This window comes from Streptomyces longispororuber, assembly GCF_014656095.1.
In the GTDB taxonomy this organism is placed as follows: domain Bacteria; phylum Actinomycetota; class Actinomycetes; order Streptomycetales; family Streptomycetaceae; genus Streptomyces; species Streptomyces longispororuber.
Genome location: NZ_BNBT01000025.1, coordinates 19,760 through 41,379, shown reverse-complemented (window position 1 = coordinate 41,379; position 21,620 = coordinate 19,760). Strand labels below are relative to the sequence as shown.

14 protein-coding genes are annotated in these 21,620 nt (G+C 75.2%); 5 read left to right on the top strand and 9 right to left on the bottom strand.

Features of this window, described 5'->3' with window-relative positions; all coding sequences use genetic code 11:
• The first annotated feature begins 33 nt into the window (after positions 1 to 33).
• Positions 34 to 2,532, top strand: coding sequence for a M14 family zinc carboxypeptidase (locus IE330_RS11365; RefSeq protein ID WP_229925561.1), 2,499 nt, complete (start codon positions 34 to 36; stop codon positions 2,530 to 2,532).
• Here IE330_RS11365 and IE330_RS11360 read toward each other — a convergent pair.
• From IE330_RS11360 to IE330_RS11340, 5 genes are all read right to left on the bottom strand, one after another.
• Complete coding sequence (locus IE330_RS11360; protein WP_190135799.1) at positions 2,442 to 3,671, bottom strand: MFS transporter; 1,230 nt, start codon at positions 3,669 to 3,671, stop codon at positions 2,442 to 2,444. The genes IE330_RS11365 and IE330_RS11360 overlap by 91 nt on opposite strands.
• Positions 3,668 to 6,373 (bottom strand): class III lanthionine synthetase LanKC, encoded by a 2,706-nt coding sequence (lanKC, locus tag IE330_RS11355; RefSeq protein ID WP_190135798.1) that lies wholly within the window; start codon positions 6,371 to 6,373, stop codon positions 3,668 to 3,670. Before lanKC (IE330_RS11355) ends, IE330_RS11360 begins: the two co-directional genes overlap by 4 nt.
• A gap of 193 nt (positions 6,374 to 6,566) precedes the next feature.
• Positions 6,567 to 9,083: a class III lanthionine synthetase LanKC gene (gene lanKC, locus IE330_RS11350; protein ID WP_190135797.1), complete on the bottom strand. Its 2,517-nt coding sequence runs from the start codon at positions 9,081 to 9,083 to the stop codon at positions 6,567 to 6,569.
• A gap of 119 nt (positions 9,084 to 9,202) precedes the next feature.
• Positions 9,203 to 10,267: a radical SAM protein gene (locus tag IE330_RS11345; protein WP_190135796.1), complete on the bottom strand. Its 1,065-nt coding sequence runs from the start codon at positions 10,265 to 10,267 to the stop codon at positions 9,203 to 9,205.
• A 205-nt stretch (positions 10,268 to 10,472) separates the two neighbouring features.
• On the bottom strand, positions 10,473 to 11,123 hold the full coding sequence (locus IE330_RS11340) for a helix-turn-helix domain-containing protein (RefSeq protein WP_229925560.1): 651 nt from the start codon (positions 11,121 to 11,123) through the stop codon (positions 10,473 to 10,475).
• A 398-nt stretch (positions 11,124 to 11,521) separates the two neighbouring features.
• On the opposite strand from IE330_RS11340, the gene IE330_RS11335 reads away from it, so the two are divergent.
• On the top strand, positions 11,522 to 12,313 hold the full coding sequence (locus tag IE330_RS11335) for a polysaccharide deacetylase family protein (protein WP_229925567.1): 792 nt from the start codon (positions 11,522 to 11,524) through the stop codon (positions 12,311 to 12,313).
• Positions 12,314 to 12,355: 42 nt separating this feature from the next.
• On the opposite strand, the gene IE330_RS11330 is transcribed toward IE330_RS11335, so the two are convergent.
• The gene (locus IE330_RS11330; RefSeq protein ID WP_190135793.1) at positions 12,356 to 13,612 is read right to left on the bottom strand and encodes a cytochrome P450; all 1,257 of its coding nucleotides are present in this window, start codon (positions 13,610 to 13,612) and stop codon (positions 12,356 to 12,358) included.
• 256 nt (positions 13,613 to 13,868) lie between these two features.
• Here IE330_RS11330 and IE330_RS11325 point away from each other — a divergent pair, with 256 nt between their 5' ends.
• From IE330_RS11325 to IE330_RS11315, 3 genes are all read left to right on the top strand, one after another.
• The gene (locus IE330_RS11325; RefSeq protein ID WP_190135792.1) at positions 13,869 to 14,306 is read left to right on the top strand and encodes a hypothetical protein; all 438 of its coding nucleotides are present in this window, start codon (positions 13,869 to 13,871) and stop codon (positions 14,304 to 14,306) included.
• Between the two features lie 119 nt (positions 14,307 to 14,425).
• Positions 14,426 to 14,755: a hypothetical protein gene (locus IE330_RS11320; protein ID WP_190135791.1), complete on the top strand. Its 330-nt coding sequence runs from the start codon at positions 14,426 to 14,428 to the stop codon at positions 14,753 to 14,755.
• Between the two features lie 123 nt (positions 14,756 to 14,878).
• Complete coding sequence (locus IE330_RS11315) at positions 14,879 to 15,520, top strand: DUF1707 SHOCT-like domain-containing protein (protein WP_190135830.1); 642 nt, start codon at positions 14,879 to 14,881, stop codon at positions 15,518 to 15,520.
• A gap of 655 nt (positions 15,521 to 16,175) precedes the next feature.
• Here the strand turns inward: IE330_RS11315 and IE330_RS11310 are convergent.
• From IE330_RS11310 to IE330_RS11300, 3 genes are all read right to left on the bottom strand, one after another.
• Entirely contained in the window at positions 16,176 to 17,339 is a 1,164-nt protein-coding gene (locus IE330_RS11310) for an XdhC family protein (RefSeq protein ID WP_190135790.1), read from the bottom strand.
• 130 nt (positions 17,340 to 17,469) lie between these two features.
• Positions 17,470 to 18,927: an NCS2 family permease gene (locus IE330_RS11305; RefSeq protein ID WP_190135789.1), complete on the bottom strand. Its 1,458-nt coding sequence runs from the start codon at positions 18,925 to 18,927 to the stop codon at positions 17,470 to 17,472.
• Between the two features lie 310 nt (positions 18,928 to 19,237).
• Positions 19,238 to 21,619: a xanthine dehydrogenase family protein molybdopterin-binding subunit gene (locus IE330_RS11300; RefSeq protein WP_190135788.1), complete on the bottom strand. Its 2,382-nt coding sequence runs from the start codon at positions 21,617 to 21,619 to the stop codon at positions 19,238 to 19,240.
• Position 21,620: the final 1 nt, after the last annotated feature.

Sequence of the window (21,620 nt, the reverse complement as noted above, 5' to 3'; positions counted from 1 at the left end):
AGCGTGGGGGGTCCGGGCGCGGGCGGACGCGGGGTGCGCGGGGGCGTTGCCGCGGGGGCGGTGCTGGTGGTCGTGGGGGCGGTGCTCGCCGTGCCGTCCAAGGGTGCCGCGCGGGCCGCCCCGGCGGAGGTGCTGCGGGCCGAGCGGGCCGTGGCGCGGCCCTGCTTCGGGCGGTTGCTGCCCGAGGGGGCCGCGGGCGCCGACCGGCGGGAGGTCACCGCCCGGGTGGACGGGATCGTGCAGGCCCGGCTGTTCCCCGGGCGGGGGCGCGGCGGGCACCGGCCCGGCGGCGACTGGGACGTGGCGGTCTTCGACCGGGGCACCGGCCGGGTCGTCGCCGCCTCGGCCGCGCCGCGCTCGCGGGAGCTCGCCGAGGGCTTCGTGCGGCGCGGGCAGCGGCTCGTGGTGCAGGGGTGCCGGTACGGCGGGGCGGCCCGGGAGGCGCGCCTGGGCCTCGACTTCCTCGCGGGGGCCGTGGGGCCCTCGCGTGCGCCGGGACCGGCCGGGCCGCGCGCGAGTACGCCGCCCCAGCTCGTCCGCGTCCACGCCCCGGGCCGCGCCGACCGCGACCGGCTCGCCCGGCTCGGCTTCGACGTCACCGGCGGGGGCGACGCGCGCGGGCTCGACGTCGTCCTGTCCGGGGCGGCCGAGCGGACGGCGCTGGCCCGGGCCGGGTTCACCTGGCGGGTGGTGGAGCCGGACCTGGCGCGCCGCGCGCTGCGGGACGCGCGGGCGGACCGGGCGTACGCCGCGCGCACCGCGACGTCCCCACTGCCGTCGGGGCGTACCGCCTACCGGCACCTGTACGACTACGAGTACGAGATGAAGGAGCTGGCCCGCCGGCACCCCCGCCTGGCCCGGGCGTTCACGCTGCCCGAGCCGACCCGGGAGGGCCGGGACGTCGTCGCTCTGGAGATCGCCGCCGGCGTCCGGCGCGCGGACGACGGCAGGCCGGTGAACCTCACCCTGGGGCTGCACCACGCCCGCGAGTGGCCGAGCGGCGAGGTCGCCCTGGAGTGGGCGTACGACCTGCTCCGGCGGCGCGGGCCCGTCAAGGGGCTGGTCGCGCGGGTGCGCAGCGTGGTGGTGCCCGTGGTCAACCCGGACGGGTTCGCGGTCTCGCGCGAGGCGGAGCCGAGGGGCGACCACAGCCGCTTCGACTACGAGATGAAGCGGAAGAACTGCAGCCTGCGGGACTCACCGCCCGCGTACGCGACCGGTGTCTGCAAGGCCAACCCGGCGGGCCGCGAGCGCGGCACCGACCCCAACCGCAACTACGGCGGCTTCTGGGGCGGCCCCGGCGCCGGGCTCGACTGGAACGGCGACACCTACCGGGGGCCCGCCCCGTTCAGCGAGCCCGAGGTGCGCAACGTCCGGGCCCTCGTGTCGTCCCGCCAGGTGACGAACCTGACCACGCTGCACACCCCGGCCGCCGTGGTGCTGCGCCCGCCCGGCCTCGCCGACACCCGGCCGCCGCTGGACGAGCCCGCGTACCGGGCCCTGGGCGACGTGCTCGCCGCCCGTACGGGCTACCCGTCGCGGCCGAGCTGGCAGCTCTACGACAACACCGGCTCCACGGAGGACTGGTCGTACTGGGCGACCGGCGGCTGGGGGTTCACGGTGGAGCTCGCGGGCCCCGGCTTCCACGGGCCGTACGCGCGGTCCGTGGTCGCCGAGTACGCGGGGCTGCCCCCGGCGCCCGGGGCGGGCAGGGGCGGCAACCGCGGGGCGCTGCTCGCCGTGCTCGGGCACGCCGCCGACCCGGCCACGCACGCGACGCTGACCGGGCGGGCGCCCGCGGGCCACCGGCTGGCGCTGCGCAAGACGTTCCGCACGCCGACCTCGCCGGTGCTCCAGCCGGACGGTTCGACGAAGCCGCCGCTGTCCGTGCGGGACGACCTCCGCTCGTCGCTCACCGCGCCCGGCGGGCGGTTCCGGTGGGCGGTCAACCCGTCCACGCGGCCGTACGTCGCCGGGCGCCTGGGCCGCGACCCGCAGGGGCCGCCGCAGGCAGGCATCGCGGTGGTCAACCCGCCGGGCGTGCCGCCGGTCAACGAGGACTACCCGGCGGACCCGGCCGCGGAGAGCTTCACGTTCCGGGTCGCCGGGCCGCCGGAGGCGGACAACGGCAGGATGGCGGTCGCCGTCTCGTGGGGCTCGCCCCGCACGCACTGGGACCTGTACGTGTACGACGCCTCCGGGGCGCCCGTCGCCTCGGACACCAGTGGCGAGACGTCGGCCCGCGCCGTGCTGTTCGACCCGCCCCCCGGCACCTACCGCGCGGTCCTCGTCAACGTCGCGCAGGCCGACCCCGCCGCCGTCGACGACTGGAGGGGGCGCGTCGACTTCGCCTCGCCGGTGCCGACCACGTACGGCGAGAAGGAGGCCTACCAGCTCTCGTGCGTCTCGCCACGGGGCCGGACCGTCGGGATCACGGAGGTCTACGCCGGGCGCGGCGAGACCGTCGACGTCGGCGGCATCTGCGACGTGGCCAGGGTGAGCAGCAGGAGCAGCCCGCCGAAGGCGAGGTAGGGCACCGCGTCCGGGAGCCGTTCGAGGAGCAGGCCCGCGAGCGCCGAGCCGAGCGGGGGCGCCGCGAGCAGCAGCAGCGCGATGCCGCTGTGCACGCGGCCCTGCAAGGTGTCGGGGGTGCGCACGACCTGGGCGTACGTCATGACGGAGCCGGACGCGGCGACGGCGGTCGCGCACACGGCGAGCAGCGGGGCGAGGGCGGCCGGGGCCGCGCTGAGCGCCATCGGCGGCACCACGAGCGAGCACACCGCGCCGCTCGCCAGGAGCACGGTGCGGTACGGGACCCGGTCGACGAGGCGCGGCGCGAGCAGTGCCCCGGCGAGCGCCCCGGCGGCCCAGCAGTCGTACAGCAGGCCGATGGTGAGGCCGGAGGTGCCGTGCTCGCGGCTGACCACGACGACGGTGAGGGCGATGCCGTCGACGGCGAAGGCCTGCGCGGAGGCGATGAGGGTGAGGCGGCGCAGCACCTGGTCGCGCCAGAGGAAGCGGACGCCGTCGCGGAACGCCGCCCACCAGCGCGGTTCGGCCCGTTCGGCGGCGTCGAGCGGGGTGCGCAGGGCGTGCACGGTGGCCGCGGAGACGAGGAACGAGGCGGCGTTCAGCCAGAACGGCAGGCTCCGCCCGACGGCGAACAGGGCGCCGCCCGCGAGGGGCCCGAGCAGCGCGGCGAGCTGGCCGCGCACCCGGGTGACGGCGAGCGCGGCGGCGAGCCGGTCCGCGGGGACGAGCTTGGGCAGCGAGGCGAGCCCGGCCGTGCTGAACGGCGCGGTGAGCAGCCCGAGCAGCACCCCGGCGCCGAAGAGGACGGGCAGGGTGGTGTGGCCGAGGGCGACGGCGGCCGCGAAGGCGGCGCTGACGGCCACGCGGCCGTACTCGCACCACAGCATGAGGGCGCGCCGGTCGAAGCGGTCGGCGAGGGTGCCCGCCGCCAGGCACGCCACGGCGACGGCGCCCGTCCACACCGCCTCCACCAGGCCCACGCGCAGCGGCGACCCGGTCTCCGCGAGGACGAGCAGCGGCAGGGTGAGCGCGGCGGCGCCGGTGCCGAGCGCGGACAGGCCCTGCCCCCACACCAGGAGCTGGAAGTCGCGGTTGCGCAGCAGGCGGTGGCGCGTTTTCGGGGCCCCGGCGGTGGTCACGGGCCGATGGTGAGGAAGGGCAGCGCGTGGGCCGTGACGCCGGTGTGCGCGGCGTGGGCGGCGAGCAGGACGCCCGCCGTGCCGGTGGCGAGGTCCATCGACAGGCGCAGCCGGCCGTCGAGGGCGAACGCGGGGTGCCTGCGGTAGCGCACGGCGTGCAGGCCGAGGGACCTCAGGTGCGTCGCGGTGGGCGCGCCGAGGTGGGCGCAGGCGAGCAGGACGCCCGCCTGGCCGTTCAACAGGCCCGCGTTCAAGAGGAGTTCGGTGTCGAGGCCGTCCCGGACGCGGTCGCGGACCCCGGCCAGGTGCGGGTCGTCGCGGACGCGCAGGTACGCGTCGAGGGCGAGGCCGATGCCCGCGCTGCCGTGGCCGAGGGCGGTGTCCCAGCGCGGTCCGGTGCGCGCCTGGAGGCGGTTCCCGCGGGGGACGCCCAGCCGGCCGAGGTCCCGGGCCAGGGCTGTTTCGGCGTGCCGCAGCCAGGACGGGTCACCCGTGGCCGTGGCCAGGCGGATGAAGAACAGGGCCGGGCCCGACCAGCCGTGCAGCAGGCCGGGGGTGCCCGGGTCGGCGCCGAGCCGGTGGACCAGTTCACGGCCGAGGGCGACCGCCCGGCCGGTGCCGCTGTCGCGCCCGTCGGCGGCGAAGTGCAGCAGGGTGAGGCCGATGCCCGCGAGGCCGCCGAAGAGCCCGGAGCCGCAGCGGTGCGGGTCGAAGGCGTCGAGCCGGTCCAGGGCCTCGTGGGCCTCGGCGCGCAGGCCGAGTTCGTCGAGGACGTAGGCGACACCGGCCACGCCGTCGTACAGGCCGGGGCGCGGCCACCGGGTGCGGCGGGCGGCCCGGACGAGCCAGGCGGTGTGCTCCGCGAAGCCGGGGTGGTCGGCGCGGCCGGTGCGGTGCAGGGCGTGCAGCACCCCGGCCGCGCCGAACGCGAACGCGGCGCCCTGGTGGTCGAACTGCCGCACGTCGCCCGGGAAGAGCCGGTCCTCCCGGTCGGGTGTCGCACTGGCGGTGATGGCGTCGCGCAGACCGTCGAGGAGGGCGTCCCGGTCGCCGCCCTCGCCCCAGCCGCGTGCCCGCACGTCCGGTGTCCCCGCGTGCGGGATGTCGTCGTACGGGATGTCGTCGTACGGGGTGTCCGCGTACGACGTGTCGCCCGTGTCCCCTGTGTACGGCGTCTCCCCTGTGTACGGCGTCCGCGCGGTCGGCGGGGGTGTGAGGCGGCGCAACAGGGCGGGGGCGAAGTCGTCGGGGACCGGGAAGCGGCGCGCGGCCGCCGCGACGAGCTGGCGGTGCTTGCCCGGGTCACCGGGGTCGTGCGAGCCGCCGGGCGCGAACCGCAGCAGCTCCGTCAGCGGCAGGTACAGCGCGAGCCGGACGCAGGCCAGGGCGTACTCGTCGGCGGCCACGCCCGTGGGGGCCCAGGGGGCGCTGAACCCCTCGGTGGCCAGGGCGGGCCGGGCGCCGGTCCCGCGGACGTCGTGGGCGGTCTCGAAGTCCACGAGGCAGACCGAGCCGTCGGGGCGGACCATGACGTTGCCGGGCTTGAGGTCGCCGAGGGCGACGCCGCGCGCGTGCAGGGCGGCCAGGGCCTCCTCGATGCGCGTGTACGTGGTGTGCGCCCAGGCGGCGTAGGCGGCGATCTCGTCCTCGGTGGGGCCCGGGCGCAGCAGCGGGTGGCGGCGGCCGACGGCCTCGTGCAGCGGCTCGCCCTCGACGAACTCCTCGACGAGGTAGTGGTGTTCCCAGTGGCGCAGGCGCCCGTACGCCTTCGGGGCGCGGCCGCCGAGGCCGTCCAGGCGCACCAGCGTCGCGTGCTCGCGGACGAGCCGGGCGACGGCGTCGGCGCCGTGCAGGTCGAGGCCGGCGTGCGGGCGGGCCTCGCGCAGCACGACCGTGCGGCCCGTGTCGCGTTCCACCGCGCGGTAGACCCCGCCGCCGTTGCTGAAGCGGAGGACCTTCTCGACGCGGAACGGGAAGGCGCCCGCGCGTTCGGCCCGGGCGGCGTCGATCTGCTCCTGGACGGACGCCGGGACCTCCACCCAGTCGGGCACCTGGAAGGAGGCGCCGCGCGTGTCCGGGACGAGTACGCCGTCGGGCCGCTCCACGGCGGCCACGTACGCGCCCTCCGGCGAGAAGCAGTAGCGCTCCTCGAAGGCGCCGTAGCGCACGAACAGCGGTCCCCCGCCCCAGCGCAGGTCGTTGAGGACGTACGGCCCCCGGACGCCGTGCAGGAGCGGGGACAGCTCCTTGAGGGTGAGGTCGAGCACGGTCTCGTCGGCCGGGTAGAGGGTGACGAGCTTGCCGCCGGAGGAGCGGGGCGCGGGCTTGCCGTCGACCTGGTGGAGGATCGCCGTGCCGCGCAGGAACTTGAACGCGATGCCGTGCGCGACGCAGTACTCCCAGACGGTGTCGACGACCCGCTCGGCGTCGGCCAGGGTCGCCGAGGCGTGCACCTTCCAGCCCTGCCGGGGCAGCCGGGCGCCGGTGGGCCTGAGGTTGACCCAGGTGCCCTTGTCGAGGCGGTCCCAGCCGTCCGGCGCGGGGGCGCGGGTGCGGGCGAACCACGTCCTGTCGTCGTCGAGGTGCTCCGGCCCGTCGGCGAACAGCGGGGCCTCGGCCGGGGCGGCGACCGGCGGGACGGCGTCCGTCGGGGTGGCGTCCGTCGGGGTGGCGTCCATCGGGGTGGCGTCCGGATGGCTCATGGGGCGGTGCACTTCCTTCCGTGGCCCGGGGCCGGGCGGTCGCGGCCAGGGCATCGCCGTCGGCCGCCCGACCCCTCTTCTCAGCGGCGCCGTGGCGCTCAGAGGAACGCGAAACCACTCGCGCTGCTGCCGGAGTTGCAAGGCCACAGCGACAGGGTGTCCTCCTCCAGCTCCTGGAGTTCGAGGATGTCGGTCATGGGTTCACCTCCTTTCGTCTGTCCGGTCGGGCGGCCGACCGCGGCTGGAGGTGCGGCAGGGCCGTCGCCCCGTCGAACGCCGCGGCCAGGGCGAGCAGGACACCGGCGGAACCGGTGGCCAGGTCCATGGAGAGGCGGGGCATCCGCAGCCCGGGGAAGGCGAGCGCCCCCCGCCAGGTGCGGGCGTGCCAGGCCAGCAGGCGGATCTGCGCCTCCAGCGCCCGGCGGTGCGCGGCGCGGTCCGGCGCCGCGCGGCCCGGGTCGCGCTGTGCCGCCGCCAGGGTGGCGACGGCGCCCGCGCGGCCCCGCAGCAGCCCGGGGAAGCGCACGTACACGGAGCCGCAGGTGCGGTACACCCCGGCGAGGAGCGCCGCGCGTCCGGCGTCCGGGCGGTGGCGCAGCAGGTACGGCAGGACGGCGGCCAGGCCCCAGCTCCCGCCGTGCAGATAGGGCAGCATCGTGGTGGAGTGCCGCAGGTGGACTCCGCCGTCGGGCGCGGTCACGCAGCGGGCGAGGTCGTGCGCCAGGTGGCGCTCGGCCCGGTCGAGGTGGCCCTCGTCGCCGGTCAGCTCGTGCAGCCGGCAGTGCAGGAGGGCGGCGCCCGTCGGGCCGTGCAGCAGGCCGACGGGTTCGTACCGGTCGGGGCGCGCGGGCGGCGGCGCCTGGGCGTCGAGCGTCCCGGCCAGGCGCAGCGCCTCGTCGGCGTGGCGCTGGTCGCCCGTGGCGGCGGCGAAGTGCAGCAGGTTCAGGGCGATCCCGGCGCGCCCGCCGACCAGGTCTGCCTCCGGGGCGGCGGGGCAGCGGCCGAGCAGGGCGAGCGCCTCGTCCCGGTGGCCGAGCACGTCGAGGGTGTACGCGACGCCGTGCAGGCCGTCGTAGAGGCCGGGCGGCGGGTTCGCCACGGCGCGGGCGGCGTCGACGAGCCAGCGCGCGTACTCCTCGGGGACCTCCGCGCCCGCCTGGTGCAGGGCGTACAGCACCCCGGCCGCGCCGTACCCGAACGAGGCGCCGCCGAGGGCCCGCGGCCCGGTGGGCGTACCGGGGAAGAGCCGGTCGGCGCGCTCGGGCGTGGCGGAGAGGTGGATGCCCCGGACGAGCGCGTCGCGGACGAGCGGCCAGTCGAACGGCTCGGCGGCGAACAACTCGCCCGCGGTGTCGGGCCGTCGCGGCCTGCCGTGCGGAAGGAGCGCGGCGAGCATCTGGTCCCCCTGTCCGGGCGGCAGCGGGTAGTGGCGGGCGATCGCGGAGACGACGGTGGGCACCTTGACCGGGTCGTGGTGGTCGACGGGCAGCAGCAGCGCCACGCGGACGCAGGCCAGCAGGTAGGCGTGCGCCTGGGCGGCGGTCAGGCCCGGGGGCACGGTGAAGGCGGGGTCGCCGTGCGCGGGCGGGCGGGTGTCGTCCAGGGCGGTCGCGGAGGCGAGGTCGACGAGCACGACGCCGCCGTCCGGGCGCAGGACGACGTTGTGCGGCTTCAGCTCGCCGAGGCGCAGGCCGCGTGCGCGGACGGCGTCCAGGGCCTGGGCAAGGCGGCCCAGGACGCGGTGGGCCCACCGGGCGTGGCGCGGGGCTTCCCGCCGGGCGTACGCGGCCGGGCCCGTCAGGGGCAGGCGGAGGCTCTCGGCGAACAGGTTGGTGCCCTCGACGTGCTCGACCTCCAGGAAGTGGTGCCCGGAGGCGATGCGGTGGGGTCCCACCGCCGGGACGCACGGCAGGCCTTCGAGGTGCCGGAGGTTCTCCTCCTCCCGGGCGAGCCGGGCGACGGCGTCGGTGCCGCCGGGGTCGAGGCCGGCGCCGGGCCGGGCCTCCTTGAGGACGACGGTGCGCCCGCCTCTGGCGTCGGCCAGGTAGGTGCCGCCGCCGCAGCCGAGCCGCAGGGCGCGTCGGACCCGGTACGGGAAGTCACCGACGGGGGCGGCGCGCCGGGCCGCGAGGTCCTCGGCGAGGACGGGCGGCAGGGGCCGGTCCCGCGGCGGGGTGAAGACGGCACCGCCGGGGCGGGCGCGGTCGTCGTACGGGCCGTGGCGGACGTGCAGCGGTCCGTCGCGGTGGGCGAGGGCGCCGAGGACGCCGGGGCCGCTCATGCCGTGCAGGAGCGCGTGCAGGTCGGTGAGCGTCCTGGTCAGGACGGCGTCGTCGACGGCGTACACCGTGATCAGGCGGCCGCAGCCGAAGCGGTCCGCGCGGTCGCCGTTGACCTCGCGGGCGGTGGTGGTGCTGCGGACGAAGTCGAAGGGCACCCCGTGCTCGACGCAGTGGCCCCGGACGATCTCGACGGTCTTCTCCAGGTCGGCGGGGCCGACGGAGACGTGCACGAGCCAGCCCGCCGCGGGCAGCGCCGGGCCCGCGGGCCGCAGCCGCACCCACCAGTCCGACTCGGTGCGCCGCCAGCCGGGCGGCGGCGGGAGGTGCGTGGCCGTGAACCGCTCGGCGTCGTCGGCGAGCAGCTCGGGGCGCTCGAAGAAGACGGGGTCGGCGAGGCAGAAGCGGTGGAAGTCCTCGGGCGTCATCATCGGCGACGCCGGGGCGGTGGCGGGCGCCTGGGCCGAGGGGGGCGGTGGCGTGGCGGCGGGTGGTGTCGCCGCGGGGGGACCCGCCTCGGGAGAGGCCGCCGGGGGTGTGGCCGCCGAGGTCATCGGGACGGCCTGGCCGAGAGGGCGACCGGCACCGGCGCCTTGCGGCGTGCGAGCCGCTCCCGGTCGGCGTCGGCGGCGAAGCGGTCGTTGAGCTCCCGGACCGCGTGGGCCCACTGGCGCACGGTCCGCACCGGTTCGAGCGTCTCCAGGACGCCCGGGTCGAGCCAGCGCTCCTTGGCGCGCGCCCAGACGGCGTGCGGGTCGTCGTGCAGCAGGTTGCCGACGGAACCCTCGTACACGGGCATCCAGCGGACCTCGCCGTCGGGCTCGACCTGCATGACGTGGGAGCCGTCGCGCGGCAGGCGCGGGTCCGGCGGCCTGACGAGACCGAGATTGTCGGTGGTGTACACCCGGATACCGGCGCCCGCGGCGCTCTGGAGGCGTTCCCGGAATTCCGGCGAGACCAGCAGTTCCATCTGGTCGTCGAACAGCAGTTCCGTCTCGCCGAATTCGATGCCGCTGCCGAGTCCGGCGGGCGCGGCCGCGTTGAAGGTGATACTCGTCAGCCGCGGGAACCTTTCGGCCATGAGGCGTACGAAATCCTCCAGCTCGCCGAAGTTGCTGCGCAGGACCACGTATTCCACGGTGAAATTCAGCGGCTTGTCGCCGGCCGCGGCGCGGCGCGCGGCCGCCGCGTCGAGGTGGCCCAGTGCCGTCAGGGCCCGGTCGAAGGATCCGGCCCGGCCGCGGACGAGGTCGTGCGTGGCCTTGCGCGCCCCGTCGACGCTGACGGTGATCTGGCCGAAGACCTCGGCGAGCCGGTCGGGCAGCGCCTCGTCGAAGAGCCAGCCGCTGGTGTACAGGCAGGTGGAGACGGAGGCGTCGGTCAGCTTCCGGGCGATGTCCAGGAGGTTCTTGACGAGCAGCGGCTCACCGCCCGCGAGGGAGACCACCCGCGGCTTCAGCGCGAGGAAGGCGTCCGCGACGCGCAGAGCGTCCGCCGGGGAGCGCAATTGCCGCGAGGGCCGCCGGCCGGATTCGGAATAGCAGTGGACGCAGCGGAGGGGACACGCGTACGTGATGTCCCAGATGATGATCTCCGGACCTTCGGCACCGTACATGAATTCCCCCAGAATCGTTCGGCAGTCGCTCGTCCGGGCTTCCCGCGGCGGGCCGCACGGTCCGCCGCCCCCGAATCCGGCGGGCTATTCCCCGGCTTCGGGTGACTCACGATGTCGAAGGCGCGGGGGGCCGCGCTACGGGAGTTCCGCTCACCGGAACTCCCTTGCGGCCCCCCGCGGGCAGGAGGAGGAAGGAGCGCGGAATTCAGTACAGGAGCACCGTCGGGCGCCCGGCGAGTTCGCGCGGCGGCATGCGCGCGAGGCGCGCCTCGGCGGCGGCCGCCGCGGCGGCCGTGGCCGCCGACACCTGGGCGAGCCGCTGGCTCGCGGGCACCACGGCCGCGAGGGCGGCGACGGTGCGCCCGTCCGGCGCCCGCACGGGCATGGCGACGCAGGACACGCCCTCCTGCACCTGTTCGCGGTCCAGGACCGGGCCGCGGGGCCCGTCGGTGAAGACGCGCCCCGCGGCGGTGTCCAGCGGGAAGCTCATGCCGTTGCGGACCGGGACGAGGCCCTCGACGCGGCCCGGCACCGAGGCGACCGTGAGGGCGAGTTCGTCGCGCAGCACGGTGAGGACGACGCTGGCCCCGGTCGAGGCGCGCAGCCGGTGCAGCGGGATGCGCGCGGCGGCCCGCAGCCCCGGGTGCGGGTCCCAGGCCTGGCCGAGGCGGAAGAGCTGCGGCCCGACGGCGTAGCGGTTGCCGCGGCGCTCCACGGCGCCGAGCAGCCCGAGCTGGTCGAGGAGGCGGTGGGCGCTGCCCTTGGGCAGGGCGCAGGCGAGGGCGAGTTCGGTCAGGCTCGCCTCGCCGCCGCGCCGGCGCAACGCCTCCAGCAGGGCGAAGGCTCCGGCGAGCACGCCCCGGCCCTGCTGGAGGGATGCTCGCCGGTCCGGCGGTGGAGGCTCCTCGTCGCGGGGTGTCGCACGTCGCGGCGCCCCCGGCCCGCGTGCGGGCATGGCTGATGACAGTCTTGTCCCTGGCATGGTCGTTCCCCCGTTTCGTACACCCGGGGCCCCCTGGCGAGGCCACAGGCAACTCGCCATGCTGGGGTGTGATCCGGCCATTCCGATAGAGGAGATTGCGCCGACTCCCGGCCACTCCCAGTGAGCCCATCGGCCCCTGCCGCCTCATGCACCGCGACGGTCCGACCACCCGTTCGAGACGGCCCGGCGCCGCCCACGGGACCGCCGGACCACTATGAACAGGGCGTATACACGACATGTATAGTGCCCGCATGCGTCGTCCCACTGCCAAGATGAAGAACCCGGGGAAGAGGTTGCGCCCGCGCCGCCCCCTCCTCGGCGCCGCCGCGCTCGCCCTGGGCCTGACGGCGCCCCTCGCCCTCACCGGGTGCACGAGCCTCGACACCGTCTCGCCGAGCACGGTCCGCAAGGACGCCGCGGGCGCGAAGGGGAAGGACGCGGGGGCGTTCGGCACGGTCGACTGCCGCAAGGCCAAGTGCATCGCGCTGACCTTCGACGCGGGCCCCAGCGAGAACACCCCGCGCCTGCTGCGCATCCTCAAGGAGGAGAAGGTGCCCGCGACCTTCTTCACGCTCGGCAGGAACCACATCGTGAAGTACCCCGAGCTCGTGAAGCAGATGGACCGCGAGGGGCACGAGGTCGCCAGCCACACCTGGTCGCACAAGATCCTGACGAAGCTGGACCCGGCGGAGGCGCGCAAGGAGCTCCAGCGCCCGAACGAGGCGATCGAGAAGCTCATCGGCAAGAAGCCCACGCTGATGCGCCCGCCGCAGGGCCGCACGAACGACACCGTCAACAAGATCTCCCGCGATCTCGGTCTGGCCGAGATCCTGTGGACGGTGACGGCGAAGGACTACACGACCAACGACTCCGCGCTGATACGCAAGCGGGTCCTGGAGCAGTCGAGCCGCGACGGCATCATCCTGCTGCACGACATCTACAAGGGCACCGTGCCGGCCGTGCCCGGCATCATCGCGGACCTGAAGAAGCGCGGCTACGTCTTCGTCACCGTGCCCCAGCTCCTCGCGCCCGGCAAGGCGGAGCCGGGCAAGGTGTACCGCTAGGCACCAGGTCGGGGCGGCCGGCCCCGGGCCGGGCGCGGCCGGTCACCACGTCAGGTGCAGCGCCTCCGGGGCGCGGTGGATGAGCGTGGGCCGCATCGTGACCCGCGGGCGGTCCGGGTCGATCCGCAGCTCCGGGAACCGGCGCGCGAACAGCTCCAGGGTCACCCGCACCTGCTCCCGCGCGAGCTGCGCCCCGGGGCAGGCGTGGGCGCCGAGCCCGAAGGCGATGTGCCGGGCGGCGGACCGCCGCGTGATGTCGAAGACGTCCGGGCGCGGGTGGCGGGCGCCGTCACGCCCCGCCGAGCCGAACCCGACGAGCAGCTCGGCGCCCGCGGGCAGTTCGGTCCCCGCGAGGGTCGCCGGCCGCGTCGTGACCCGGCGGAACCCCTGGAGCGCGGTGTCGTAGCGGGCCGTCTCCTCGATGGCGGCGGGCACCATCCGCTCCGGCCGCTCGCACACCAGCCGCCACTGCTCCGGGTGGCGCGCCAGGTGCAGCAGCGCCGTGCCGATGAGGGCCGTGGTGGTGAGGTGCCCGGCGAGCAGGAAGTTGTTCAGGTGGGCGACCAGCTCCCTGCGCCGGTCGAGGGTCAGCTCGCCCGGCTCCCCCTCCTCCCCGTCGTCCGGGCGGACCAGCGAGGTGACCAGCTCGCTGCACAGGTCGTCGCGCGGCGCCGCGTACCGCTCGCGCACGTAGCGGTCGAGGAGCCGCCGCAGGGCGACCATGTCGCGCGCCGCCGCGACCTGCTCGTCCTCGCCGGACGGCCGGTGCAGCAGTTGTTCGGTACGGTGTCCGCCGCGCACGACCAGCGGTACGTCGGCGGGGTCGAAGCCGAGGACGTGCCCGATCACCTGCCCCGGCAGGCGCATGGCGTACGCCCCCATCACCTCCACGCGGCCGTCGTCCGCGAACGCGTCGACGAGCGCCTCCGCGCGCCCGGTCACGTACGGCAGCACGGCGGCTACGCGGGCCGGGGCGAGGCCGCGCAGCAGCGGCGCGCGCAGCCGCCGGTGCGTCGGCCCGTCCGCGGTGACCACCACGCGCCCGCGCGGGCCGCCGCCGTCGCCCTCGGCGAGCACGGCCAGCGCCGCCGGGGAGGGCAGCACGCCGCCGCGGACCGCGTTCGCCGACGAGAACACGTCGGGCCTGCGCAGCACCTCCCGTACGTCGGCGTCCCTGGCGACGAGCCAGGCACCGAACTCGGGCACGTACGTGAGCCCTTCCGCCCTCCGGGCCCGCGCGTACAGCGGATACGGGTCACGCATCAACTCGTCGCGCCTGGCGAGCCGTTGGGGGTCCATCTCCCCATGGTGACGCCCCGCCCGCACCACCGGAACCCGGCGGACCTGCTCCGCTTCTCCCCCGCCCCGTCCCCCACCCCGGCCCCCGGTTCAGCGCCCGTCGCTGCGGTACGGGGGTCACGGCTCGCGCCGCCGGCGCGCGTGGGCCACGACTTGCGCCCCTGGCGCACGGGAGCCGGTCCGGCGCACCCTGCCCGCGCCCGGGAACCGGACCTCGGCCCGATCATGCTCCGCGCCCTCCCGTAGCCTTAACTGAATGCCCCGTACATTCACCTTGTCCGAGCGCCACGCCACGAAGCTGGCCTGGCTCCTCCTCGCCGGCGGCGGAGTGTCGGCCTTCGCGGGCGACCGGCTGTGGCGGTGGGTGGCGGGACTCGGTCCGGGTGCCGCCTACGCCTTCGGCTCGTTCTGCGGCAGCGCCGTCGTCTGCGCCTGGGGACCGGCGGGGGCCGCCCTGAAGCGGGGCCGGTGGGTGCGCGGCACCGGCTTCGCGGCCCTGGGGAGCCTCGCGTTCCTCGCCCTGGCCTGCTGCGTCCCGGCCCGCCACGGCCGCCTGTTCGGCTCTCTCACCCTGGCGGACGGCCGGCGCATGTGGGTGGAGCAGCACCCGGCGGCGCTGGGGGCCATCGGCGCGGGCGTGGCCCTGGGGGCGGTCGCGCTGTGGTGGGGCAAGCGGTCCGGCGGCCGGGCCTGACCTGTGACGGCTCGGTCCGGGCGCCGCAGCGGTGCAGTACAGTGCGCGGTTCCGGGCGGGCGGCCGACGCGGGCCCGGGCAGACGGACACGGACGCGCACACGGATGAGGGTTCTCGGCATGGCCGGTGACTGGGAAGTCGACGTACAGCTCCTGCTGGAGGTCGCCGACGACGCGTGGGCGCGGCTCCTGGAGGGCATGGTCGACGCGCTGGCGGAGGAGCCGCGCTACGAGATCGTGCCGACGGCCACGTCCAACAGTCCGACCGGTGCCGTCTTCTCCGTCGGCGCCACCCTCCAGGTGACGGCCGGCACGCCCGGCGAGGCGGCGGACACGGCGGTCGCCGTGACGCGCCGGGCGCTGAGGTCCGCCGGAGGCCCCGCGGACCGCGGCGTAGCGGAAATCACCATCCGCCGGGGCGACGTCGACCCGCGGCTGTCGGGTCTCTGAACGCGCGCGCCGCTCGCCCCGGCCGGGGCCCCTGTCGCGATATAGCGCTAGCCTTCTCCCTGTGCCGACGCCGCATCGCGCGGGGACCTTCGAGTGGACCAGGACGGAAGCATGCCGGGAGAGATGTCGGGAGAGGTGTCGCCCACCGGACAGCGTGCCGACCCCGGTTCGCCGCCCGACGTGCGGGCCTCGCACGCGGACCGGGACCGGGTGGTGGACGTGCTGCGCATCGCGGCCGGGGACGGCCTGCTGACCGCCGACGAACTGGACGAGCGCGTGGAGGCCGCCCTGTCGGCCCGGACCCGGCGCGAACTGGCCGCGCTGACCGCGGACCTGCCGCCCGTGTCGGCCACCACCGGCGCGACCGTCGCGGAGGTCAAGGACGTGGTCCGGATCGACCAGGTCCACAGCGGCCCGGTCGAGCGCACGGGGCGCTGGGTGGTGCCGCGCAGACTGGAACTCGCGGTGACCTACTGCGAGGTGACGCTCGACTTCACGGACGCGGTGATCACGCACGACACCCTGCGCATCGACGTGGCCATGACGGGGAAGACCCTGACGCTGGTCACGAGGCCCGGCATCGTGGTCGACACGGACGCCCTGCACCTGGTGCACAGCCGGATCACGTACCGCGGGACCCCGGCGCGTCCCGGGGCGCCGGTCGTGCTGCGCGTGGAACTGGTCGGGCAGAAGGCCCACGGCCGCGTGGTGGTACGCCCTCCACGCCGGACACTCGGCCAGTGGCTGCGCCGCGGACCCGCGTGACCACGCCCGGCGGGCCCGGCCGGCTGCGGGGACATCGCGCTACGCGCTCGTCCGCAAACGCCGGACGGGCTGACAGTCGCCACTCGGGCGCCCTCAAGTGCCGCGCTCCATGCCGACGGTAGGGAGTACGAGAGCAATCAGGCCCGACCCCGCGCCGCGCCCCCACAACACGGGCTCACCGCCGACCTCGTCACGCCACCACGCACCCAACCACAGGCACACGCACAGCCAGCCCGGCCCGCCAGCCCACTTACCCACCCACCCACCCCTGCACAACAACCACGCACCACGACACCCCCACAACCCCGCAGCCCCCCAGCCAGCCAGGCAGGCACCCCCCCCAGCCCGTCCGGCACCCCCCAGCCCGTCCGGCGATTGAGGACAAGCGCGAAGCGCGACACCCCCACAACTCGGCCAGGCAGCCAGCCAGCCAGACCCAGCAGCTCCCCCAGCCCGCCGGCGTTTGAGGACGAGCGCGAAGCGCGACAACCCCCCGACAACCAGCACACACCCAACAAACAACAACCCACCCACCCACCCAGCCCGTCCGGCGTTTGAGGACAAGCGCGAAGCGCGACACCCCCACAGCCCAGCCAGGCAGGCAGGCAGGGCAGCAGGCAGCAGCCCCAGTGAAAACAGCCGCGGGCGCAGCCCTTCAGGCGACCGAGCCCACCCTCCCCCCACCCCCCTCATGGTGAATGGGAGTGTGTGCCCCGGTCAGGGGCACGCCCGACCCGCCCCGCCGCAGCGCCACGACCTCCGCCGCGATCGACAGCGCCGTCTCCTCCGGCGTCCGCGCCCCGAGGTCCAGGCCGATCGGCGACCGCAGCCGGGCCAGTTCGAGGTCGCTCACGCCGACCTCCCGCAGCCGCGCCAGCCGGTCCAGGTGGGTACGGCGCGACCCCATCGCGCCCACGTACGCGACGGGCAGGCGCAGCGCGAGCCGCAGCAGCGGCACGTCGAACTTGGCGTCGTGGGTGAGGACGCACAGCACGGTGCGCCCGTCGACCTCCGTGTCCGCGAGGTACTCGTGCGGCCAGCGCACCACCACCTCGTCGGCCTCGGGGAAGCGCTCCCGGGTGGCGAAGACGGGCCGGGCGTCGCACACGGTCACGTGGTGGCCGAGGAACTTGCCCGCCCGCACCAGCGCCGACGCGAAGTCGATGGCGCCGAAGACGATCATGCGGGGCGGCGGCACGGAGGACTCGACCAGGACGGTCAGCGGCTGCCCGCAGCGGGAGCCGTCCGCGCCGATCTCCACGGTGCCGGTCCGCCCCGCGTCGAGCATCGCCCGGGCCTGCCCCGCCACCGCCCGGTCCAGCGCGGGGTGGCCGCCGAGGCCGCCCTCGTGACCGCCGAAGCCGCCCTCCTGACCGGCGGCGCCACGCACCAGGAGCACCCGCCCGAGCAGCGCCTCCGGCCCCGAGGTCACGCGGGCGACGGCCGCCGCCTCGCCCCGCGCGGCCCCGGCGAGGGCGGCGGCGTACACCGGCCGCGCGGGACCGTCCGCGCGGACCGGTGTGACCAGGATGTCGATGACGCCGCCGCAGGTGAGGCCCACGGCGAAGGCGTCGTCGTCGCTGTAGCCGAAGCGTTCGAGGACCGTCGAGCCGTCCTCCAGGGCCTGTCGGCACAGCTCGTACACCGCGCCCTCGACGCAGCCGCCGGAGACCGAGCCGATCGCCGTGCCGTCGCGGTCGACGGCGAGCGCGGCGCCGGGCTGGCGGGGCGCGCTGCCGCCGGTCGCCACCACGGTGGCGACCGCGAAGTCGCGTCCCTGCTCGACCCACCGGTGCAGTTCCTCGGCGATGTCCAGCATGTCGGCCTCCTTGGCAGTACCAGTGGTACCAGCGATACCAGCAGAACCAGCGGTACCCGCAAACGCGGTGGTACGCGCGGAACCTGCGGTACGAGCGGCACCGGCGGGTCGGGACGGACGGCGTGCGCGCCTAGTGGACGCCCAGCCAGCTCTCGATGGGGTTGAGGGCGAAGTACACGAGGAAGATCACGGTCAGGCCCCACATGAAGGCCCCGATCTCCCGCGCCCTGCCCTGGGCGATCTTGATGGCGACCCAGGCGATGACGCCCGCGGCGACGCCGGTGGTGATGGTGTAGGTGAAGGGCATCAGGACCACGGTCAGGAAGACCGGGATCGCGGTGCCCCGGTCGGCCCAGTCGACGTGCCGCGCGTTCGACATCATCATCGCGCCGATGACGACCAGCGCGGCGGACGCGACCTCCTGCGGGACGATCGCGGTCAGCGGGGTGAAGAACAGGCAGGCGGCGAAGAACAGGCCGGTGACCACGGAGGCCAGGCCGGTCCTGGCGCCCTCGCCGACGCCCGTGGCGGACTCCACGAAGACCGTCTGGCCGGAGCCGCCGGCGACGCCGCCGATCGCGCCGCCCGCGCCGTCGATGAACAGCGCCTTGGACAGGCCCGGCATCCGGCCCTTGTCGTCGGCGAGGTTGGCCTCGGTGCCGACGCCGATGATCGTGGCCATCGCGTCGAAGAAGCCCGCGAGGACGAGGGTGAAGACGATCATGCCGACGGTCATCGCGCCGACCTCGCCCCAGCCGCCGAACGCGACGTCGCCGAAGAGCGAGAAGTCGGGTGACGACACCGCGCTGCCGTGCAGTTCAGGGGCACCGTTGGCCCACTGCTCGGGGTCGATGACGTCCATCGCGTTCAGGACGACCGCGACGACGGTGCCGGTGACGATGCCGATGAGGATCGCGCCGGGGGTGTCCCGGGCCTGGAGCATGAAGATCAGGAGCAGGGTGCCCGCGAAGAGCAGCACGGGCCAGCCGGAGAGTTCGCCGGCGGGGCCGAGGGTGAGCGGGGTGGCCTTGCCCGGGTGCACGAAGCCGCCCTTGACCAGGCCGATGATGGCGATGAACAGGCCGATGCCCATGGTGATGCCGTGCTTGAGGGCGAGCGGGATCGCGTTCATGATCATCTCGCGCAGGCCGGTGACCACCAGGAGCATGATCACGACGCCGTACAGCACGCACATGCCCATGGCCTGCGGCCAGGTCATCTCGGGCGCGACCTGGGAGGCGATGACGCCGGACACCGAGAGCCCGGCGGCGAGCGCGAGCGGCACCTTGCCGACGAAGCCCATGAGCAGGGTGGTGACGGCCGCGGCGAAGGCCGTCGCGGTGATGAGCGCCTTCTGGCCCATCGTGTCGCCCGCGGCGTCCTTGCCGGACAGGATCAGCGGGTTGAGCAGGACGATGTACGCCATCGCCATGAAGGTCGTGATGCCGCCGCGCACCTCACGCGCGACCGTCGATCCCCGGTGGGATATGTGGAAGTACCGGTCGAGCCAGGACCGCCCTGCGGGGACGCGCGAGCCGTGGCCCGCGTCCTCCGGGGTGGTCCTGGGCTCCAGCGACTGCTGGGTCATGATGCCTACTCCCAAGGTTCATAGGGGCACCCGCGTCACAGCGCGGGATTTGGGATGCTGCTTGGCTGCACGACCCGGGGGACGGCCCGAGACGAGAAGGGCTCCGCCGGCCTGCGGTGCGGGCGGGGCGAAGGCGGAGCGGTGGCGCCGAGGACCGCGAGCGGTGCGGTACTTCCCTGCGTACGGCTGCCGGTGCGGCCGTCGCGGGACCTCGTACGACGGTCGTACGACGGACCGGCTCCGGGCGGTGCGGGCGCGGGAAGTGTGACGTTCCTGGGAGGCGCGCACCGCCCGGAGGGCTGGGTTCCGGTCAGGTCCCGGTGAGGTGCTCGGGGCGTACCGGCGTCTTGTTCAGCTCCAGCCCCGTCGCGTTCCGGATGGCCGCGAGGACCGCCGGGGTGGACGACAGGGTCGGGGCCTCGCCGATGCCGCGCAGCCCGTAGGGGGCGTGGTCGTCGGCGAGTTCGAGCACGTCGACCGGGATGGTCGGGGTGTCGAGGATGGTGGGGATCAGATAGTCCGTGAAGGAGGGGTTCTTGACCTTCGCCGTCCTGGGGTCGACGACGATCTCCTCCATGACGGCGATGCCCAGGCCCTGGGTGGTGCCGCCCTGGATCTGGCCGACCACCGACAGCGGGTTGAGCGCCTTGCCGACGTCCTGCGCGCAGGCCAGCTCGATGACCTTGACGAGGCCGAGTTCGGTGTCGACCTCGACGACGGCGCGGTGCGCGGCGAAGGAGTACTGGACGTGGCCGTTGCCCTGGCCGGTGACCAGGTCGAAGGCCTCGGTGGGCCGATGGCGCCACTCCAGCTCGATGTCGACGGCCTCGTCCTGAAGGACGTCGACGAGGTCGGCGAGGACCTCGCCGCCGTCGGTGACGACCTTGCCGCCCTCGAGCAGCAGCTCGGCGGTGGCCCACGCCGGGTGGTAGCTGCCGAACTTGCGGCGGCCGAGCTCCAGGACCTTCTCGCGCACGGCCTCGCAGGAGTTCTTGACCGCGCCGCCGGTGACGTACGTCTGCCGCGACGCGGACGTCGAACCGGCGCTGCCCACCCGGGTGTCGGCGGGGTGGATCGTCACCTGCGTGACGCCGAGTTCGGTACGGGCGATCTGCGCGTGCACGGTGACGCCGCCCTGGCCGACCTCGGCCATCGCGGTGTGCACGGTGACGACGGGCTCGCCCGCGACGACCTCCATGCGCACGCGGGCGGTGGAGTAGTCGTCGAAGCCCTCGGAGAAGCCGACGTTCTTGATGCCGACGGCGTAGCCGACGCCGCGGACGACGCCCTCGCCGTGCGTGGTGTTGGACAGGCCGCCGGGGAGCTGGCGCACGTCGGCACCCTCGGAGCTCTCCCACTGGCGCTCGGGCGGCAGCGGGCGCGCCTTGACGCGGCGCAGGATCTCGGCGACCGGCGCCGGGGAGTCCACGACCTGCCCGGTCGGCAGGAGCGTGCCCTGCTCCATGGCGTTGAGCTGCCGGAACTCGACGGGGTCCATGCCCAGCTTCGCCGCCAGCTTGTCCATCTGGGCCTCGTAGGCGAAGCAGGCCTGGACCGCGCCGAAGCCGCGCATGGCGCCGCAGGGCGGGTTGTTGGTGTAGAGGGCGATGGCCTCGATGTCCACGTCGTCGACGACGTACGGGCCGACGGACAGGGACGAGGCGTTGCCGACCACGGCCGGGGACGCGGAGGCGTAGGCGCCGCCGTCCAGGACGATGCGGCACTTCATGTGGGTGAGCTTGCCGTCCTTGGTGGCGCCGTGCTCGTAGAAGAGCTTCGCCGGGTGGCGGTGGACGTGCCCGAAGAAGGACTCGAACCGGTTGTAGACCATCTTGACGGGCTTGCCGGTGCGCAGCGCGAGCAGGCAGGCGTGGATCTGCATCGAGATGTCCTCGCGGCCGCCGAAGGCGCCGCCGACGCCGGACAGCGTCATGCGGACCTTGTCCTTGGGCAGGCCGAGGACGGGCGCGATCTGGTCCAGGTCCTTGTGCAGCCACTGGGTGGCGATGTACAGGTCGACGCCGCCGTCCTCGGCGGGCACGGCGAGGCCGGATTCGGGGCCGAGGAACGCCTGGTCCTGCATGCCGAAGGTGTACTCGCCCGTGACGATCACGTCGGCCCGCGCCGCGGCCGCGGCGGCGTCGCCGCGGACGATCGGCTGGCGGTGCACGATGTTCTGGTGCGGGACGATCCGGGCGTATTCGTCGTCGCGGCCCTCGTGGACGAGGACCGCGTCCGGCGCCAGGGCGCTCGCCTCGTCGGTGACGACGGGCAGGTCGCGGTACTCGACCTTGATCTTGGCGGCGGCGCGGCGCGCGGTCTCCGGGTGGTCGGCGGCGACCAGGGCGACGGGCTCGCCGTGGTGGCGGACCTTGCCGTGCGCGAGGACCGGGGTGTCCTGGAGCTCGAGGCCGTAGTTCTTCACGTCGGTGGGCAGGTCGTCGTACGTGAGGACGGCGTAGACGCCCGAGGTCGCGAGGGCCTCGGCGGTGTCGAGGGAGACGATCTCGGCGTGGGCGACGGTGGAGCGCAGGATCTGGCCCCACAGCATGTCCTCGTGCCACATGTCGGACGAGTACGCGAACTCGCCGGTGACCTTCAGGGTGCCGTCCGGGCGCAGCGTGGACTCGCCGATGCCGCCCTTGGTCTGCGACCCCTGGGTGATCTTCGTGGGGGTGCCGGTGGTTCCCATG

What these genes read in the sequence shown, in the direction of transcription:
- IE330_RS11305 (WP_190135789.1), bottom strand. Translation starts at nt 18,927, where the DNA reads ATGACCCAGCAGTCGCTGGAGCCCAGGACCACCCCGGAGGACGCGGGC.
- IE330_RS11345 (WP_190135796.1), bottom strand. Translation starts at nt 10,267, where the DNA reads ATGTACGGTGCCGAAGGTCCGGAGATCATCATCTGGGACATCACGTAC.
- IE330_RS11310 (WP_190135790.1), bottom strand. Translation starts at nt 17,339, where the DNA reads ATGCTGGACATCGCCGAGGAACTGCACCGGTGGGTCGAGCAGGGACGC.
- IE330_RS11320 (WP_190135791.1), top strand. Translation starts at nt 14,426, where the DNA reads ATGGCCGGTGACTGGGAAGTCGACGTACAGCTCCTGCTGGAGGTCGCC.
- lanKC (WP_190135798.1), bottom strand. Translation starts at nt 6,373, where the DNA reads ATGAGCCATCCGGACGCCACCCCGATGGACGCCACCCCGACGGACGCC.
- IE330_RS11325 (WP_190135792.1), top strand. Translation starts at nt 13,869, where the DNA reads ATGCCCCGTACATTCACCTTGTCCGAGCGCCACGCCACGAAGCTGGCC.
- IE330_RS11315 (WP_190135830.1), top strand. Translation starts at nt 14,879, where the DNA reads ATGTCGGGAGAGGTGTCGCCCACCGGACAGCGTGCCGACCCCGGTTCG.
- lanKC (WP_190135797.1), bottom strand. Translation starts at nt 9,083, where the DNA reads ATGATGACGCCCGAGGACTTCCACCGCTTCTGCCTCGCCGACCCCGTC.
- IE330_RS11330 (WP_190135793.1), bottom strand. Translation starts at nt 13,612, where the DNA reads ATGGACCCCCAACGGCTCGCCAGGCGCGACGAGTTGATGCGTGACCCG.
- IE330_RS11300 (WP_190135788.1), bottom strand. Translation starts at nt 21,619, where the DNA reads ATGGGAACCACCGGCACCCCCACGAAGATCACCCAGGGGTCGCAGACC.
- IE330_RS11335 (WP_229925567.1), top strand. Translation starts at nt 11,522, where the DNA reads ATGAAGAACCCGGGGAAGAGGTTGCGCCCGCGCCGCCCCCTCCTCGGC.